Source organism: Faecalibacterium sp. BIOML-A4 (assembly GCF_009679665.1).
Taxonomy (GTDB): Bacteria; Bacillota; Clostridia; order Oscillospirales; family Ruminococcaceae; genus Faecalibacterium; species Faecalibacterium taiwanense.
This window is the reverse complement of the sequence record NZ_WKZG01000008.1, coordinates 1-17,377: the sequence shown is the minus strand read 5'-3', so window position 1 is coordinate 17,377 and position 17,377 is coordinate 1. Positions and strand designations below refer to the sequence as shown.

Genomic DNA, 17,377 nt, shown 5'->3' with positions numbered 1-17,377 from the left:
TTCAATAGAAAAAGACCAGAGCTTTCTGCGAGAAAACTCTGGTCTATGTAACAGTGCGAATGGAAATGCGCATTGTCTTGTAAAAGGAAGGGGCTTATGGTATTCTTACGGGAGTAAAGGCACTGGATGCAAGGAACTTTGCGTGATTTTAGGAGTGTGCGATGGAAAAGAAATTTAATATTGTAGTCGGTGAAGATGGAACTGTAAAACTCCCAGATGCGGTTCTGGAAAAACTTGAAGTCAAACCCGGAGAGGAAGTTCGCTTCGAGGTAGATGACAATTTCTATGCAGTCAGGCTTCTATCGCGGATAGAAGCTGAACGCTTGGATTACTTGAATTGGATGCATAATAAACATTGCCCCTCTATTGAGGAAATGATTGCAGAGTCGAGAAAACAAGCCACTCAGAACATTGTGATCTCCCGTATCCTTGATGGGATGCCGGCAGAAAAAATCGCAGAAGGCTATGAAGTTTCACTCGATTATGTAAAACAGCTTACACATCAGCTGAAGATGGACATAGAGGAAGCTAAGGCGAAAAAACACAAAGAAACGGGATCATCCTAAAACAGATAGCGGCAGTTTTCCATATACGGAAAACTGCCGCTGTTTATGTATAGAGGCTTATAGGTTCTTTGCAAGATTTTTAATGAGTGTAGCCATAGAGGGGTCAGCCAGCAGTTTAGCAAGAGCTGCTGCCGCATCTGTATCGACTGGACTGGCTTTGGGAGTGGATTGCTCTGCGCGAGGGAGGGCTTCAGGCTCTGCACCATGATGCTGATAGAAGAAATCGTCGAATCGTTGTGCGTTCAAACGCCGATCATCATCCAGAATGTGTGCGTACTGCTCGGTGACCATCGAAGCCTGTGCATGACCGGAATCGCCCTGCACGGCTTTGATATCGCCGCCGTTCAGCTTGAGCTTGTATGTAATGCTGGAGTGTCGGAAGCTGTGGAAAACCACTTTGGGGAGATTGTTTTTCTCAATCAGCTGCTTCAATGCACCGTTGATGGTGGATTGTTCGGTCGGCATTCCCAGCGGGCCGGCGACCACAAGATTATAGTCAGCGTACTCTGTGCCCAGTGCATCCCTTGTCATGTCTTGCTCGGCTTTATATTGGACAAGCATCTCAGCAACTGTTTTGGGGAGAAAGATGGTTCGGATACTGCTGTCTGTTTTGGGGCTTTTCAGAACCTGAACCGTGGTACAGCGGGAACTCAGCGAGGGAAAACGAGTGATGACATTTTTGTTTTCCAAGGCGTTTAGCGAAGCAATGTCTACACGCTGCAATTCCTTATTTATGTAAATGGAGGCTCGCCCGGCTTCGATGCTTTCAGGAGAGATATCCACGCAATCCCAAGTCAAACCGAGCAGTTCGCCAAGGCGCAGAGAACAAGAGAAGGAGAGGTTGATGCAGAGCCGGAGCCGTGGATCATCACAGACTTCTAAGGCATGGAACAGGGTCTCGGCAGTCCAGATATCACGCTTCTTTGCAGTGTATTTGGGCAAGGTGGCATAAATACAGGGATTCTTTTCCATAAGTTCCCACTTTACAGCCTGCTCAAAGGCACTTCTCAAAATTTTGTGAACCGAACGAACCGTGCCGGGAGAAACGTATTGATGCTGACGCTTTCCACACATAGGGTCAACGGCTTCGTATTTAAGCAGCCGCTGATAATATCCCTCAATTACGCGGGTGGTGAGATCTTGCAGCTTCATTGAGCCGATAAGCGGTTCTATGTAGTTTGAAATCAGTGCAGTGTTTGATTGATAGGTTGAAAGTGCCCATTTGGTTCTTCCGTACAGGGTGACGTATTCTTTAAGCAGGTCTTTTAGAGTTCGGCACTGGGGTGCCACAAAGGTACCGACGGATTCTTTGTATTCGACCTCTTTCTTACGGTTTTTGGCATCTGCAAGGTCGGTAAAGGTTTCCCATTTCTGCTTTAGCGTTCCATTAGTGTGTTTGTAGGTATAGACAACGCAGTATCGGTTATTGCGTTTGACAATGCTAGCCATTATACATCCTCCTCTACTTTACGTTTGGACTTCAGAACTTCATCGAAAGCATCTTTTTGGATGCGTTTTACCCTTCCCAACTTCATCGTTGGAATTCCTTCTTTGAGAACCCACGAGTCAAGTGTTGGGCGGCTGATTCCGTAAAAAGCCTGAATTTCCTGAAAACTGTAGTATTTCCCATTCTTGGGACATTGCAGTTTTAGCGGCGGCTCCTCATGCGTTTCTTTTTTCGGTTTTTGAAGTTGGTATGTAGATTGGCTTTTAAGCCATGCCTTAAAACTTTTTTTGGTAATGCGCGGCCTGTCGGCCACGCGCTCAATGACGAAACAATCTCGGTATTTTTTGCAATCAAGAATCCCATAAACATTCTTGCGTGGGATACCGAGTAGTTTTGCCATTTCCGGGATGGAGATGGTTTGCGCTTCAATCTCCCGGTCACGCTCACGGTCGGCTGCTGTGCGGTAGCGACTTTGTGATCGGTACCACCGCTCAAAGTCCTCTTTGGGAATTCTCATACAGAAGTCTGCCGTTTCTGTTTTCAACTTGCCCTGTCGGATGAGTGTATAGATCGTTTCGGGTTTCACCTTCAATATCTCGGCGGCGTCAGGAACGGAATAGGACCGTTTGCAAAGTTCCTCGCCCGGTGGCGAACCATTGACCTTATGATATTTGACCTGATTGGCATACCATTTCTCAAAGCTGGAAATAACGATACGCCTTTTGTCGTTTATCAGAATGACTTCAAAGAGATTCTTATGAAGCAGCCAATAGCTATCTGTTTTGCCAAGGCCGAGAAGCTGCCGCATCTCACGAACCGACATGGTGGTTTTGGTAGTGGCAGGTTCAGCTTTTCCGTATAAGGGAGCCGAAGTATTCCGCATATCATCCATGAAAGACACCTCTCTATCTATGTAAAAGTTTAGCCGGGATTTCTCATCCCGGCTAAAGAATAGCAGATTTCGCGTGAAATGTTGAGGATGTCAAACAGCAGGATTGCGTTCAACAGTGCCATCATTGAGCCATGCTTCAAAGCTGGCTTTGGAAATACGGTAAGCGCCGCTTACCTTGAACCAGCGGAATTCGTTCTGCTTCAGTAGACGGTAGACAGTGGGACGGCTCAGGAGCAGCATTTCCATCAGGTCTTCTACGGTATAGCAGCGGCTGTCCTTTGCTGTGGAAACAGGGGAGGAAACCGAGTTGGGCGAAGGTTCTTCATGGATAATCATTGGATAATACCTCGTTAAATATACTTAAAGTTAAAACTTGAGCGGCAATGCAGCCCGGCGGCTGCCACCATTATAAATAGTATAGACCTGCTGAAGGTACTTCGTCTTGCCGGGAAGGCTTACGCCTGCGGTTCGTGCAAGGCGAAAAATCGTGAATGCATCGACCTGCCGCAGTTTGGCAATCAGACGGCTTTTACTGTATTCGGAGTGGTACAGTTCTACAAAGCGGCAGATGCCGAGCAGATTTGCAGAACTCATGGAATCAGGTTCTCCGTCCCACGCATTCAGCAAAACATCAAGGGATTCGATATACAGTTCAGGACCAAGCCGGATGAATTCGTGATAGGCGGTTGCGATGCAGCTGATCCGCTGCTTGCCCCGGCCTTCTTCAAAAGAAAGATGAACGCCAGCCAATTCGGTGGCCTGCTGGAATGCAACGGCAGCAGGCTCCCCTGCAAAAATCAGGGCACGGAGCTTCTGCCCTGCACTCAGCCGTTCCGAAATGCCTGTCTGCTGTGCAAACAGGAGGGCTTCTTCCTGCTCGGTCATGTTAAAGTAGACCTTGCAGCGAATCTGCAGATCATCACCACCGTTCAGGAACTTCCGGGCAGCGATGGTGTTCTGCCCGTCCATCACATAGTAGTGACCATCCCGGAAGCTGATCTTCGGCTCATTGGCAACCCGCTCGTCAAATTCTTTTGCGATACGGGCAACACGAGCGGGGTGAAGAGCACGCTGATAAGTGTCGCGCGGCACGATCAGCTCACTGCTGTTCAGGCACATTTCATGGTAAGGTTTTACCACTGCGTTCATCATAAAGGAACCTCCTTCTTTTTTTGCAGAAAATCAATTCCTGATTGGATAATCGAACCGATTTTCTTCTTTTCGTTATCGGATAAGCGGAAAGTGGAATACCGTTCATAACAGATATTCCAGCGGAACATAAGCGATTGAAGCGCATCATCCAGTTCTGCAACCATGAACTCAACAGAAGATTCCGTCGGGGTGGAGAGCATCCTTTCCGATATCTGCTCAATGCTATGTAGATCGCCTTTTGTGTGCTTGGCGAGAGCAGGGGGCTGACTGTTCAGCACCCGAAGATTCTGAAACTGCTGGGAGAGCAGCTCTTTTGCAGCGGCGAGAACATCCTCCTGCGGAGGAGCCGTAAGGTATTTTCGGAATGACTTATACCCAATGAACCCAAAGCTGTATTGCAGACACACTGACACTTGCCGCATTTCATATTTGGACAGGTGCCCAAGGTAGCTTAACACTCTGGATTTATCTGCGGGGCGCGGGCTTTCGCAAATCGCCATAGATGGCGCACTCAAAAAACGATTGTGCAGAATAAAATGCGTTGGTATATTTCGCTTTTTGATCTGTGTTGTCAGTGGAACGACCAGAAGAACATTGGAATAAAAATTACCGTCATCGTTTTGGACAACAATGGCAGGTCGGATGCCGCCTTGCTCGGAACCGCTGTAAGGATTCAGATCCATCATGTAGACATCCCCGCGCTTGTACATCCAGTTTGCGGGCATAGGCGGATACTCTTTCTCTTTTTTACCTCGTGTGGCCAATTTGGATTTCTCCTTTCTATCCGTATATGTAACAGTGGGCTGCTCGCACAGCCCACCCTACTATCTCAAACAGCAAATTGCTGTGATTTATAGTTCTATACCTTTCCGTATTTGTCCCTGACATCCCCGGAAACCGAAAACTCTGTTTTCGTGTGGGAAATCTTTCAGCCGTCCGGCAGCGTACCGAATCCATAGGGTTCTCACCTCTCCGTGGTTCTCACCGAGCTGCCCGAAGGCAGAAGTATCATTATTCTGTGATGGCTCTTAGCTATGGAGAAGCTGTCATCCATTTACCGTCAACCTACCGCTCATTCCCTCAGTGGGAGATCATCGCATTTGTTACGGACGTGGCTCATCATCACAGGAACGTGACTGAAGAATGCGTGTTCAATTTTCAAGGGGCGGGATAGCTTGAGGGCTGCTTTGAACGCTTGCCGAAGCTATGGCTGTATTGTAACCGATGCGGAACGAAATGAACAGGAACTCAGAGTTCACAATTTTTGAGGAAAATAGGAAGTATCGTTCCTATTTCTCGATGAGCCGTCAAAAATATATTTCCTGACTTTATGTAAGAAATGAAGTATTATACTCGTAAGAAACTAACTTACGAGTATATAAATTCGATAAATACACTTTTGGGAGGGAACAAAATGAGCCGATTTTACTGCCGCGATGAGGAACTTCGGAAGTTAAATAAACGATATGAGAATACCGTAATGAAAAAATCGGTTTGGACGAACTGGAACTGATTCGGGAATATGCAGCAGTCTTTGGGAAAGGAACAAACTACCACTACTACATTTTCTCGAAAGGCGGATTTACGGACGGACTACTTCAGGCACAGGAACGCGGAGAAGTACAGCTGCTTACCCTCGCCGATATTTTTGAATAACACAAGAAACGCTCTTGCCGGTGTAAAACTGGCAGGAGCGTTTCTTGTTGAAGTGATTATAAAAGACCTTTGATTTTTTCAATATGATCTATAGCGGCTTGCAGTTCATTTTGAAACTGATCCCTAGAAGGATCTCGACCCAAAAGAAGATAATCCATACTGACATGGAAGTATTCTGCAATATCGATCAGGATTTTTACAGAGCCATTGGAGCTTCCCCTTTCAAGATCGCCGAGGTGTCGATGGGAAACACCAAGTTTTTCCTGCGATAACTTCGCATTTGTACGCAAAGTAAAAATACGGTTACCAATAGCATTCGGATCAAAGCTCATGTGTGACCTCAAAATTTTCGATAAAGCGTGAGAAGTCGAAAACTCGGAGTTGCTACGGATATCTAGCCGCTTGGGGCATCCACGAAAAACGGACAAACATAAAGCCTGCTCCTTTTTACGGGAGCAGGCTTCCTGAAGGCTAAAAAAATAGCCGGACAACAACCAACTGAGGGATCTTCAATGAAAATCTCTCAATCAGCTGTTGCCCGGCTATTTGGAGCACGTTTCATACATTGCCTTGCGGCAAGGGCCCGTTGCTCGGAGCGAACAGTCCATATTCAGGGTGCAATGCACCCGTATTTGTTAAAATGACTGGAAAATCACCGGCATCTAAATGCCAGATCAAGTCTCAGGGTTTCTTTGCATCTATTGCACTTCACTTGTAGTATACCTGAACACCCCTCGATTTTTTGGTATAACTTATTTCCACAAACAGGGCAAAATCTCCAGCCTATGCTAAATTCTGCCTGCTGTGTAGTAGTCGGTGCTTTACCGGCAAAGGGACGGTTCTTTAACTGAATCATATTCATTCTCCAAATCGCATGATGTCCAATGGATGGCAGTGGATGGGTTTGCCTTTTATAACCTGCATCTGCTGCAGTCTGATCCTGATTGCAGACCAAGAAACCCCAATCCGTCGAGCCATCTCCAGAATTTTTTCATAGTTAGGGTCAGACACTGATTTGTACAGAATCCCATTTGGCAGAGTCAACGCCACACGTTCTATTTCGGCATTGATCAGAAATGTTGGCATCAGCAGCTCTGCTGCAAGGGTATCCGCCTGCCATTCTTCCCACGAGGCCTTTCCGTTTCTTTCCCGATAGACAATGTGCCCACGGCACTTGACTGCTTTTCCGTAGTCGTTCGGAAACAGATCAGCCAAAATCTGATGTGCTGCTTCATGCGCTATTGTGAAATTCCGGCATCCAGTGCATCTGTCTGCCGCAAGAGCAGAATCGATTACGATATCCCTCGGCATAAATACTTCAACAAGCTTTGTTCCATCCTCAAGGGTTGCTGTGAAGCTACATCTCTGGAAAACCGTTAATCCAAGGATGTGACCATCGCTACACAGCGGCAACATCTTCAGGTTCAGTCCAAGAACAGAATTTGCAAACTGCTCTGGGTTAATAGGAGCGGGGTCATTTTTGCTTATTCCGAAGAGTGCATAGTACATTTCAATATATTTGCCTGCTATGCACGAGAGTTCTGCACGCGATAAGTATCTTGCCATTATGAAGCCCTACCTTCTGATGTGGCACAGTAGGCTTCCACGAACCACTTGCCCTTTTCAAGCCAAAGATTCCGCTTCTGCCCGCAAATCAGGCAGGTGAAGCAATGTCCTTTCACGCCAAAACGTGATGTACCGTGCTTGACTGCCAAGACACGATCAATTCCATAAGTGCGAGTCTTGTCATAGTTTATGGCAAGAGGACGGATCTTGCCGTCAGGAGTAAAACGAACATCCACTTCGACGTATCTTTTCTCACGGCGAAGGTTGTAATCACCACACATCAGAATTCCTCCTTTTTGCAGATTTATCAGAATGCAGCGTGCATTACTTGCGAATCATACTGCGTGCCACGAGCTGTTTTTCGTTTAACAGAGGAACGGACACTGTATGCTTTTTCCACTCATCCATAGAGCAGGTTACTGCTTTGCACAGACGGCATTTTGTCCAGCCGTCGGTTGCATCAAGATCTACATCATAGTTCATGGTTCCGCACATCGGGCATCTTACATTTTCTTTTCTCATATTATCACCTCTCAAAAACGCCAAATATACACGATTTCGGTCCAGAATTAACACCAAAAAGCTGTTATTTGTGGATTTGATTCGATTATACACCCACTTTATGGAGATGTAAATTACGCATTTGTCGCTATTTTGGAGATTTCTTATTGATTTCCTGTATTTTCTATACTATAATAGAGCTACCGGATCACAAAGGAGTGTTCTTGTTATGAAAAAGAAAACCATGCTCACCAAAATGCACATAGCCCCATCCACAGTGCGCTATGATGCAGTCGCTGCGAGGGATAGCAATGAGGTTGGTCAGATTCTCGCAGGCACACGAAAAAGGAATGGCTATTCACTTGTAGCTTTCTCTGAACTTCTCCGTCACTATGGCGTCGATGTCAGTGATAAAGGAATCAGCAAATGGGAAAAAGGCTATACCACTCCTAGCATCTACCAACTGGTTGCAATCTGTCACGCATTGAACATCAAGGAAGGACCTTCCTACTTTACAAAGGCCTTTCAGAAACCCGCCCTTCTAAATGATATAGGGCAAAAAAAAGTTGCCGAGTACGAAATGGACTTGATTGCATCCCGGCGCTACCAGCCAGATACAGAAGAGCCCGCGGAAATCGACTACATAATGATGCCTGTATCAGAGTTGCCAGTATCGGCAGGTCTAGGAGCTTTTCTTGAGGGTGAAATGTTCCAGCAGATACAAGTGCCTGCCAGTAGCGTTCCGGCTGGTGCCGAGTTCGGGATATATGTTAGCGGTGATAGTATGGAGCCACGCTATCATAACGGACAGATTGTATGGGTGAAGCGCTGCGAAGAACTTGAGTGCGGGGATATCGGGATATTCGTATATGATGACTGTGGATATCTGAAAAAATACGATGAACATACCCCAGACAAATCCCAAGCAGAGTTCCTTACCGACAGCTATGGCGTGGTGCATAACCAACCGGTTTTGGTTTCTCTTAACACCAAATATTCGCCGATCCTTATATCTCCAGAGCAAAGATTCGAGGTTGTTGNACTTGATTGCATCCCGGCGCTACCAGCCAGACGCAGAAGAGCCCGCGGAAATCGACTACATAATGATGCCTGTATCAGAGTTGCCAGTATCGGCAGGTCTAGGAGCTTTTCTTGAGGGTGAAATGTTCCAGCAGATACAGGTGCCTGCCAGTAGCGTTCCGGCTGGTGCCGAGTTCGGGATATACGTTAGCGGTGATAGTATGGAGCCACGTTATCATAGCGGACAGATCGTATGGGTAAAGCGCTGCGAAGAACTTGAATGCGGGGATATCGGGATATTCGTATATGATGACTGTGGATATCTGAAAAAATACGACGAACATACCCCAGACAAATCCCAAGCAGAGTTCCTTACCGACAGCTATGGCGTGGTGCATAACCAACCGGTTTTGGTTTCTCTTAACACCAAATATTCGCCAATCCTTATATCTCCAGAGCAAAGATTTGAGATCGTTGGAAAAGTTTTGAACTAAAAAGATGGGAGGGGTTTTCGTGGATACGATCAAGCGTGTTCAGGATTTGATGCAAGAGCGTGATATGAATCTATGTGTGTTGACAAAAAATGCGGGATATCGTACTCCACAATCCAAAGTACTGCCCGTCGAGGAGGGCAGTTAAGCGTAGAGACGATTGAAAGAATTTGTCAGGGTTTGGGAATTACATTAAAAGACTTCTTCGATTCCTCCTACCTGTAAATATAGGGGCAGCAAAAAAGCCGTTCGCCACGCTGGAAAATCTGCGTGGTGAACGGCTTTAATACTGCTTCTATTTATCCTTTGGTAATCTCCAGATAAACACTAATCTCCATGATTGTTACCATTGAAGGAATACATTTGCGACGATCTTCGGGCATACCGAATAAGATTTGCCTTGGCAGTTGAAAACAGCTCAGGTTACCTATTGCAATTCTGACTATTTGGAATATACTTGTAAGTATCAAATTATTTCACTGTATGAGGACATCCGCACCAAACTTATCCAGTCCGGTGTAATGAAATGCAGAGAATAAAAGACAAAATTGGTATGTTTCATGAAATTTAGGCAGAAAACTGAGCAAGTAGGAAGGTGGAATATATATGAAACAAGATACTTTAGAGGGCAAAGCAAAAACAAAAAATGGGGTAAAACGGCTGTGTTTTTCCATAGTCTGCATTCTTCTAGAAGTAGTTTTTATTATTACTATTGTAACACGCTTAAATGAATATGCAGAAATCATAAATCTATTTACAAGGATTTTAAGTGGAATTTTAGTTTTGGGATTGTATGCATCAGATAAGACATCCTCTATGAAAATGCCTTGGGTCATCTTAATTCTAATTTTCCCAATTATGGGTGTAGGCCTGTATTTGTTGATTGGTTTGAATGGCGGCACACATAAAATGCGTGAGCGATATGCAGAAATTGATAGCAAATTGTTACCAATGCTTTCCGATAATCAGGAGTGCTTAAACAGAATAAACGAAACGATTCCGAAGGCAGGAAATATTGCAAGTTATATACAAAGAAATTCGCAGTATCCAATCTATCAGAATACGGATATTGTGTATTTTGATGAAGCAGTGAAAGGATTAGAGGCACAGCTTAAGGATTTGGAGAAAGCACAAAAGTTTATCTTTATGGAATATCATGCGATAGAAGACGCTGAAGCATGGCATAAGATTCAAGATGTTCTGGAAGAGCGAGTAAAAGCAGGTGTGGAAGTTAGAGTATTCTACGATGATATGGGTTCTATAGGCTTTATTAACACAGATTTTGTGAAAAAAATGGAGGCAATAGGAATTCATTGCCGTGTATTCAATCCGTTTATGCCAGGTTTAAATCTGTTTTTGAACAATCGTGATCATAGAAAAATAACAGTTATTGATGGAAAAGTCGGATTTACAGGTGGATATAATCTAGCAAACGAATATTTTAATTACACACACCCGTATGGACAGTGGAAAGATACAGGTATTCGTTTAGAAGGAGATGCTGTTCAGTCGCTTACAGTGACATTTTTAGAAATGTGGAATGCTGTTAGTGAAAAAGCTACGAATGATACTGATTTTAGTAAATACATTATTCATTACGATTATAAAGCACAGCAAACAGGTTTTGTTCAGCCTTATGCAGACAGTCCTATGGATAATGAGCAGGTCGGAGAAGAAGTTTATATCAGTATGATAAATAAAGCTGAAAAATATTGTTGGTTTATGACTCCATATCTAATCATAACAGATGAAATGACGCATGCGTTATGTCTGGCTGCTAAGCGAGGGGTAGACGTAAGAATTATCACACCTGGTATCCCTGATAAAAAATTCATTTATAATGTAACTCGTTCTTTTTATCATGGATTAGTTAAACATGGTGTTCGTGTTTATGAGTGGACTCCTGGTTTCTGTCATGCAAAAATGAGTGTGGCAGATGACTGTATGGCAACTTGTGGAACAATTAATTTGGATTATCGAAGTTTATATCACCATTTTGAGAACGGCTGTTTTATGGCAAATTGTCAGGCAGTTGTGGAAATAAAAAATGATCTGATAAGAACGATGGGAGAATGTCGTGATGTGACAGACCAATATCAAACCGGACGAAGTGCATATTTGCGACTGGGACAATTATTTATGAGATTATTTGCTGGATTGCTATAAGAATCTGATGAAACGACCTTTCAAAAAACAGTTGATTTAGAAGTCAACTGTTTTTGAAAGGCCGTTTTTGCTATATCTAACAGTCTGTTGTACAAAGAAGATTTTGCATGGATGAAAAAACAAACCTTGTTGAGGTTAAATTGAGTTTTCTATTGTATTGTATTGCTAATGAATAAGAATAAGAAATAAAAAGGAATCAGGTGATGTACAATGAAAAAGCATAAAATATGTAAAATCCTTCTTGTTATACTGGCAATTTTTTTATGTGTAGCTTTTTATGAATTGCTCGGAATCTGCGTTGCATATAAAAAGCAGCCGGAAGTGTCCAATACAACCAAAAAAGAAACAAAAAATGGGTCATGGAACGAATGCAGTGAAAATACAGAACGGGCAGTAATCATAGAAAAGAATCCAGAAGCGCTTTTACAAAGAGTGCGTTTGATCAAGAATGCACAAAAGGAAATTATTCTTTCTACTTTTGCATTTCAATCCGATGAAAGTGGAAAATTGATCTTAGGAGCACTGCATGATGCGGCAGACAGAGGTGTACATATTCGTCTGTTAGTAGATGGAATGGAGAGCTGGATTGATATGGAAGGAAATCCGTATTTCTATGGATTATCTTCCCATGAGAATGTTGAAATTAAACTGTATAATAAGGCCAATCCGTTGAAACCGTGGAAAATAATGGGTAGAATGCATGATAAATATTTGATTGCAGATGGAAAGAGATATATTCTTGGGGGAAGAAATACATACAATTATTTCCTGGGTGATTTTCCGGGACATAAAAACTATGACAGAGACGTGTTAGTGGTTTGCGATGAACCTGAGAAAGAAAATTCAGTTAACCAGTTGTTAGAGTATTTTGAAACGATATGGGAACAAGAAGACAGTGATTATTTTCATGACAATAAAAAACTGGCAAATAGAAAATCTGTAAAGAACGCAGTTTTAGAGCTGCAGAACGGCTATCAGAAATATTTTGAAGAGAATAAGGAAAGAATCTGCGATACCGATTACACGGACGAAACTTTTGAGACAGAAAAGATTGCATTAGTGTCAAATCCTATTCACACAGGTTCCAAAGAACCAGTAGTGTGGTATCAGTTGGGAGAATTGATGAAAAATGCAAAAAATCGTGTGAAGATCCACACGCCATATATTATCTGTAATGATATGATGTATAATACATGGGAGGAGATTGCAGAGAACGTTTCAGATTTTTCTATCATGACAAATTCAGTTGCGAATAATGGGAATCCATTTGGGGCTGCCGATTATGCGAAAAACAGAAATAGAATCTTAAGTACAGGAATTAATATCTGGGAATATGAAGGCGGTTATTCATACCACGGAAAAAGTATTCTGATTGACGATGATCTGTCTGTAATCGGTTCCTTTAATATGGACATGAGAAGTGCATATCTGGATACGGAACTGATGCTTGTAATTCGCAGTAAAGATATTAATAAACAGTTGGAAGAGGGCATGATGGACTATGAAAGAGTGTCCCGCCAGGTATTGGAAGATGGAACCTATCGTGATCCATATCATGTAGAGCCAATCGAATTAACAAAGAAACGTCAGAGAAAAATATTTTTGGTACAGCATCTGCTTGGATGGGCAAGGTATCTGTTTTAATAAGGAGGAAGGAAAACGTGTTTCAAATATTGATTGTAGAAGATGATAAAGAATTAAGCCAGCTATTCCAAAAAGTGCTTGAGAAGAATGGATATCAAGTCAAAAGTGCATCGGATGGAGCACAGGCATTAGAAGTATTGGTTAAGGAATATATTGATCTGATCATTTCTGATATTATGATGCCGGTTATGGATGGTTATGAACTGGTGTCGGAACTCCGTTCAGCTGGATATCAGATACCTGTACTTATGATCACTGCGAAAGGTTCCTTTGATGATATGCGCCAGGGATTTCTTTCGGGAAGTGACGATTATATGGTAAAACCGGTAAATGTGAATGAAATGGTTTTAAGAGTCGGAGCACTGCTTCGCCGTGCACAGATACTGAATGAACACAAAATTGTGATCGGTTCAACAGAGTTTGATTATGATGCAATGACGGTTACAACTGATAAGGAAAGTCTTGTTTTGCCTAAAAAAGAATTCCTGCTTTTATATAAGCTTGCAGCTTCGCCAGGCAGAATATTTACAAAACAACAGTTGATGGATGAAGTATGGGGATACGAGACGGAGGCAGACCCACATACGATAGAGGTACATATAGGAAGAATCAGGGAGCGTTTGAAAGATAACCCTGATTTTGAAATCGTAACAATGCGTGGAATTGGATACAAGGTGGTGAAAAAATAGTGGAACAAAAGAAAGAAAAAGGATTGCGGATCCGATCCTGTCTGACTGGTGCAATCTGGCTGGCACTTGTATTTTCAACAGTCATATCTGCGTTATTATTTGCTTTTTTGAATCATTTTTTTAATCTGCCGGGCAGCATACCTGTGCTTGGCTGGCTTTTGATTTTCAATACATTGATTGCAGGGCTGATCACTTCCTTTATTAATGCAAAGTTACTGGAACCAATTACAAGACTTAGTAAAGCAATGAAGGAAGTTTCTCGGGGAGATTTTGAACAGCATTTGGAAACGAACAGCCGTATAGAAGAAGTTGGAGAATCTTATCAAAGTTTTAACGTTATGACAAAAGAACTTCGTGCAACAGAGGTGCTGCAGATGGATTTTGTATCTGATGTTTCTCATGAGTTTAAGACCCCGATTAATGCCATTGAAGGATATACAATGCTGCTTCAGGGAGAAGAACTGTCTCCGGATCAAGAGGAATATGTAGAAAAAATCTTATTTAACACCCAAAGACTTTCCGGATTGGTTGGTAATATTTTGCTGTTATCCAAGTTAGAGAATCAGAATATACCAATGAAAAAAACAGAATATCGTCTGGATGAACAGATCCGCCAGGCAGTTCTTTCATTGGAAACAAAATGGACAGAAAAAGAAATTGGTTTTCAGGTAGAATTGGAGGAAGTTAAATATACTGCGAATGAAGGACTTTTTATGCATATCTGGATAAATCTTTTAGATAATGCGATTAAGTTCAGCCCTTCAAAGGGGACAATTACGATGTTTCTGAAACAAGAACAGGATTCTGTTAAGTTCATTCTGGAAGATGAAGGACCAGGAATAGAGGATGATGTAAAATCCAGAATATTTGACAAGTTCTATCAGGTAGATGGATCTCATAAAGCAGAAGGAAATGGCCTAGGTCTTGCACTTGTAAAACGGATTGTAGATAGTGCCGGAGGAACAATCAAAGCAGAAAACCGTGAATATGGTGGATGCAGATTTGTTATAGAGCTGCCAAAGCAGAAAGATGAGATTATCTAGTTTTAAGATAAATTAGAAGATGGGAGGATTTATATGACATTTTATCAGGAGTTGCAGTTAAATCAGGCAGGTTCTAAAAACCTGTTGAAAAAGAGTGAAACACTAAAAGAAAAACTATATCATATGTGGGTATATCTGGTGAAGATAGCTGCTACAATGGCATTTTGTTTTTTCTTTGTTAGTATTTTCAGCATCCTATTTGGAAATGAGAACAGCATTGTAGGTGTAGTAGTCTTATTATGTCTCATGGTGTTTAGGAATGCGGATCTGGGGATCCACACCGGACAATCTACGATGCTTTTGGCTTTGTTCTTTGTAATTATGACTGTATGTCCGCATTTAGCAAATCAGTTTTCACCGGTATTGGGAATGCTGTTAAATATTGCGGCACTGGCTGTGTTGATTCTGTTCGGATGCCATAATCCATCCATGTTTAATCAATCTACATTGGTTCTTGGGTATCTGCTGCTATATGGTTATGATGTTACGGGAAAAAGCTATCAGATGCGATTAGTCGGAATGGCTTTAGGTGCAGCACTTACCTGCTTCGTATTTTATCGAAATCATAAAAACAGAACTTATAAAAGAAATCTGAAAGATCTGATACAAGAATTTGATATCACTTCTTCCAGAACAAAATGGCAGATATGTCAGATTTTATGCGTACCGATTGTCCTTTGCATTGCAGAACTTTGTAATATGCCACGTGCAATGTGGGCTGGTATTGCGGCCATGTCCGTGATTTTGCCGTCTATGGAAGATATGCACTACAGAGTCCGTAAAAGGATTGTCGGAAATATTGCAGGTGTTATATGTTTTACAGTATTATATTTTCTGCTTCCTTCGTCAATCTATGCATATATAGGAATTCTTGGTGGAATCGGTGTAGGATTTTCAGCACAATATGGCTGGCAGGCAGTATTTAACACATTTGGTGCTTTAGCCATTGCTGCAGAGACATATGGACTACAAGGAGCGGTTAGTCTTAGAGTGAGTCAAAATGTTTTTGGTGTTGTGTTTGCTTTAGCATTTTGTGTTATATTTTATTGGTTTATGCCTAAAAAAAAGGAAAGTGAGGTGACCGTACATGCAGAGTGAAGTGAATCAGGAAGAAAATTTGAATACCACTGATTTTGACGAGCACTTCGCTAAAATTTCGTCCTATATTGTAGACACATTGCACGGCGTTCCACTTGAGATGACCGAGGATGAAAAAGAACAATTTCGCATACAGGTTATTTCAAATCAGTATGCAGAACGGTTGCTAAGTGAAGCCGAAAAGACAGAAACGTATAGAGGTTTATCAAAAATTGATATTCTCCATACAGTTTCTATCCCTCAACTGGCTAGAACAATCCCACTTAAAGGTTTGAATCTCAGTTTAGAAAAATACAGAATGCCGGATGGTGTAATAATAGAGGTTGAGAGTTCGTCACATTATTTGGGGTCATTTAGTGAGAAAAATGATTCTTCCACAAATTGGATAGAAAAGATCATGGAGGGTGTCGGTATTCACTAGATGGATTCTCAAGAAGCATATGCACGAAAGTTCTGCACGCGATAAGTATCTTGCCATTATGAAGCCCTACCTTCTGATGTGGCACAGTAGCAGTTGAAAACAGCTCAGGTTACCTATTGCAATTCTGACTATTTGGAATATACTTGTAAGTATCAAATTATTTCACTGTATGGGAGGAAATTATTATGGCAAGACCCAAGGGAAGCAAGAATAAGACCCGTATTGTAAATGCCAACGTTGATTATGCAGCCGTCGTTGCAGAAAAGACCGCTGAAAAGGAAAAAATCGAATCTGAGGTTGCTACGCTGACTGCAAATCTCGATGATCTGAAAACGCAGCTGAAAGCCAAGAAAGCAGAATTGAAAGCCGCCACCAAGGAACTTGCCAAAGCCGAAAACAAAAAAGCTGCCGCCGAAGCAAAGGCAGCAGAAGAAGCAAAGAAGGGCGAAGCAGAAGATGTGCTGAAGAAGCTGCTTGCCAGCGGTATGACGGCTGAAGAAATCCTTGCAAAGCTCCAGTAATGCAATATGATGAACTGGACAAGCTGCTGAAGTAAAGGAAGGGGGCTGTTGCACACGGATAAAAGCCGGTGCAACAGCCTCTTTTTCATTCATGCTGCAATTTTTTCAGCGTTTCAAACGTATCTAAATTAAAGTGGCATATCATATTCCTTTTCACACATACTTGCCATTTTCAGACAGGAGGTTGCTTCTATGAAAATATCTGCCGACTATCGTATGCTCGCTCGCGATGCTCTGCGCGGAAAATGGAAAACTGCTGTTCTGACAGGTATTGCCGCCAGTGCGCTCGGTGCTACCATTGTGAGCAGTTCCAACAGTGTCGTTTCCAATTCCAATCAGGCAAAGGACATTCATTTTAACCTGTTCGCCCAGCCAAACGGCGGTCGGCTGCTTGCTGTTTTGCTTGTCGGCATTGGTCTGTGGGCAATCCTCCAACTGATCGTGGGCGGTGCAGTTCAACTGGGATATGCTCATTTTAATCTGAACCTTGTAGATGGAAATGAT

22 protein-coding genes and 1 pseudogene are annotated in these 17,377 nt (G+C 42.6%); 14 read left to right on the top strand and 9 right to left on the bottom strand.

The genetic code is table 11. The annotated features are described in order from the left end of the window. The first annotated feature begins 161 nt into the window (after positions 1–161). A complete protein-coding gene (locus GKG34_RS06895) occupies positions 162–566 on the top strand; it encodes an AbrB/MazE/SpoVT family DNA-binding domain-containing protein (RefSeq protein WP_015536742.1) in 405 nt (134 codons plus the stop codon). Positions 567–623: 57 nt separating this feature from the next. Here the strand turns inward: GKG34_RS06895 and GKG34_RS06890 are convergent, their stop codons facing one another. The 5 genes from GKG34_RS06890 to GKG34_RS06870 all read right to left on the bottom strand — a co-directional run bounded on the left by GKG34_RS06890 (position 624) and on the right by GKG34_RS06870 (position 4,821). Next, the gene (locus GKG34_RS06890; RefSeq protein ID WP_154255859.1) at positions 624–2,015 is read right to left on the bottom strand and encodes a site-specific integrase; all 1,392 of its coding nucleotides are present in this window, start codon (positions 2,013–2,015) and stop codon (positions 624–626) included. After that, positions 2,015–2,905 (bottom strand): helix-turn-helix domain-containing protein, encoded by an 891-nt coding sequence (locus tag GKG34_RS06885; RefSeq protein ID WP_005928318.1) that lies wholly within the window; start codon positions 2,903–2,905, stop codon positions 2,015–2,017. Before GKG34_RS06885 ends, GKG34_RS06890 begins: the two co-directional genes overlap by 1 nt. 90 nt (positions 2,906–2,995) lie before the next feature. Continuing rightward, entirely contained in the window at positions 2,996–3,241 is a 246-nt protein-coding gene (locus tag GKG34_RS16045) for a helix-turn-helix domain-containing protein (protein ID WP_005933015.1), read from the bottom strand. Positions 3,242–3,271: 30 nt separating this feature from the next. Beyond that, positions 3,272–4,057 carry a DUF6551 family protein gene (locus tag GKG34_RS06875; RefSeq protein WP_005928324.1) on the bottom strand — a complete coding sequence of 262 codons (786 nt, stop codon included), beginning with the start codon at positions 4,055–4,057 and terminating at the stop codon, positions 3,272–3,274. Next, on the bottom strand, positions 4,054–4,821 hold the full coding sequence (locus GKG34_RS06870) for a type II toxin-antitoxin system PemK/MazF family toxin (RefSeq protein ID WP_242821980.1): 768 nt from the start codon (positions 4,819–4,821) through the stop codon (positions 4,054–4,056). Before GKG34_RS06870 ends, GKG34_RS06875 begins: the two co-directional genes overlap by 4 nt. A 730-nt stretch (positions 4,822–5,551) precedes the next feature. On the opposite strand from GKG34_RS06870, the gene GKG34_RS15650 reads away from it, so the two are divergent. Then, complete coding sequence (locus GKG34_RS15650) at positions 5,552–5,713, top strand: hypothetical protein (RefSeq protein WP_005946444.1); 162 nt, start codon at positions 5,552–5,554, stop codon at positions 5,711–5,713. Positions 5,714–5,769: 56 nt separating this feature from the next. Here the strand turns inward: GKG34_RS15650 and GKG34_RS06865 are convergent, their stop codons facing one another. From GKG34_RS06865 to GKG34_RS06850, 4 genes are all read right to left on the bottom strand, one after another. Further along, positions 5,770–6,045 carry a helix-turn-helix transcriptional regulator gene (locus GKG34_RS06865; protein WP_082210885.1) on the bottom strand — a complete coding sequence of 92 codons (276 nt, stop codon included), beginning with the start codon at positions 6,043–6,045 and terminating at the stop codon, positions 5,770–5,772. Positions 6,046–6,571: 526 nt separating this feature from the next. Beyond that, the gene (locus tag GKG34_RS06860) at positions 6,572–7,279 is read right to left on the bottom strand and encodes an ImmA/IrrE family metallo-endopeptidase (protein ID WP_173015230.1); all 708 of its coding nucleotides are present in this window, start codon (positions 7,277–7,279) and stop codon (positions 6,572–6,574) included. Continuing rightward, positions 7,279–7,560: a hypothetical protein gene (locus GKG34_RS06855; RefSeq protein WP_005928337.1), complete on the bottom strand. Its 282-nt coding sequence runs from the start codon at positions 7,558–7,560 to the stop codon at positions 7,279–7,281. The genes GKG34_RS06860 and GKG34_RS06855 overlap by 1 nt, the downstream gene beginning before the upstream one ends. Positions 7,561–7,603: 43 nt before the next feature. Next, positions 7,604–7,801 carry a hypothetical protein gene (locus GKG34_RS06850; RefSeq protein ID WP_005928340.1) on the bottom strand — a complete coding sequence of 66 codons (198 nt, stop codon included), beginning with the start codon at positions 7,799–7,801 and terminating at the stop codon, positions 7,604–7,606. Positions 7,802–8,009: 208 nt separating this feature from the next. Between GKG34_RS06850 and GKG34_RS06845 the strand changes: the two genes are divergently transcribed. The 12 genes and pseudogenes from GKG34_RS06845 to GKG34_RS06795 form a co-directional block, all read left to right on the top strand. Continuing rightward, entirely contained in the window at positions 8,010–8,936 is a 927-nt protein-coding gene (locus GKG34_RS06845; RefSeq protein ID WP_243139223.1) for a S24 family peptidase, read from the top strand. Between the two features lie 7 nt (positions 8,937–8,943). Then, on the top strand, positions 8,944–9,294 hold the full coding sequence (locus tag GKG34_RS15645; protein WP_173015229.1) for a S24 family peptidase: 351 nt from the start codon (positions 8,944–8,946) through the stop codon (positions 9,292–9,294). 19 nt (positions 9,295–9,313) lie between these two features. Then, complete coding sequence (locus GKG34_RS16040; protein ID WP_278251705.1) at positions 9,314–9,439, top strand: hypothetical protein; 126 nt, start codon at positions 9,314–9,316, stop codon at positions 9,437–9,439. Continuing rightward, a complete protein-coding gene (locus GKG34_RS16130; protein WP_347563437.1) occupies positions 9,391–9,516 on the top strand; it encodes a hypothetical protein in 126 nt (41 codons plus the stop codon). The genes GKG34_RS16040 and GKG34_RS16130 overlap by 49 nt, the downstream gene beginning before the upstream one ends. 381 nt (positions 9,517–9,897) lie before the next feature. Beyond that, positions 9,898–11,457 (top strand): cardiolipin synthase, encoded by a 1,560-nt coding sequence (cls, locus tag GKG34_RS06830; protein ID WP_154255857.1) that lies wholly within the window; start codon positions 9,898–9,900, stop codon positions 11,455–11,457. 210 nt (positions 11,458–11,667) lie between these two features. Further along, positions 11,668–13,101 (top strand): phospholipase D family protein, encoded by a 1,434-nt coding sequence (locus GKG34_RS06825; protein WP_005946430.1) that lies wholly within the window; start codon positions 11,668–11,670, stop codon positions 13,099–13,101. Further along, entirely contained in the window at positions 13,080–13,790 is a 711-nt protein-coding gene (locus tag GKG34_RS06820) for a response regulator transcription factor (RefSeq protein ID WP_005946428.1), read from the top strand. The genes GKG34_RS06825 and GKG34_RS06820 overlap by 22 nt, the downstream gene beginning before the upstream one ends. After that, a complete protein-coding gene (locus GKG34_RS06815; RefSeq protein WP_347563433.1) occupies positions 13,790–14,833 on the top strand; it encodes a HAMP domain-containing sensor histidine kinase in 1,044 nt (347 codons plus the stop codon). Before GKG34_RS06820 ends, GKG34_RS06815 begins: the two co-directional genes overlap by 1 nt. A 33-nt stretch (positions 14,834–14,866) precedes the next feature. Next, a complete protein-coding gene (locus tag GKG34_RS06810; RefSeq protein WP_005946426.1) occupies positions 14,867–15,931 on the top strand; it encodes an FUSC family protein in 1,065 nt (354 codons plus the stop codon). Continuing rightward, positions 15,921–16,352: a hypothetical protein gene (locus GKG34_RS06805; protein ID WP_005921183.1), complete on the top strand. Its 432-nt coding sequence runs from the start codon at positions 15,921–15,923 to the stop codon at positions 16,350–16,352. Before GKG34_RS06810 ends, GKG34_RS06805 begins: the two co-directional genes overlap by 11 nt. A 185-nt stretch (positions 16,353–16,537) precedes the next feature. After that, positions 16,538–16,873, top strand: coding sequence for a hypothetical protein (locus GKG34_RS06800; RefSeq protein ID WP_005946421.1), 336 nt, complete (start codon positions 16,538–16,540; stop codon positions 16,871–16,873). Between the two features lie 192 nt (positions 16,874–17,065). Beyond that, positions 17,066–17,377 (top strand): annotated as a pseudogene (locus tag GKG34_RS06795) (hypothetical protein); the annotation flags it as partial.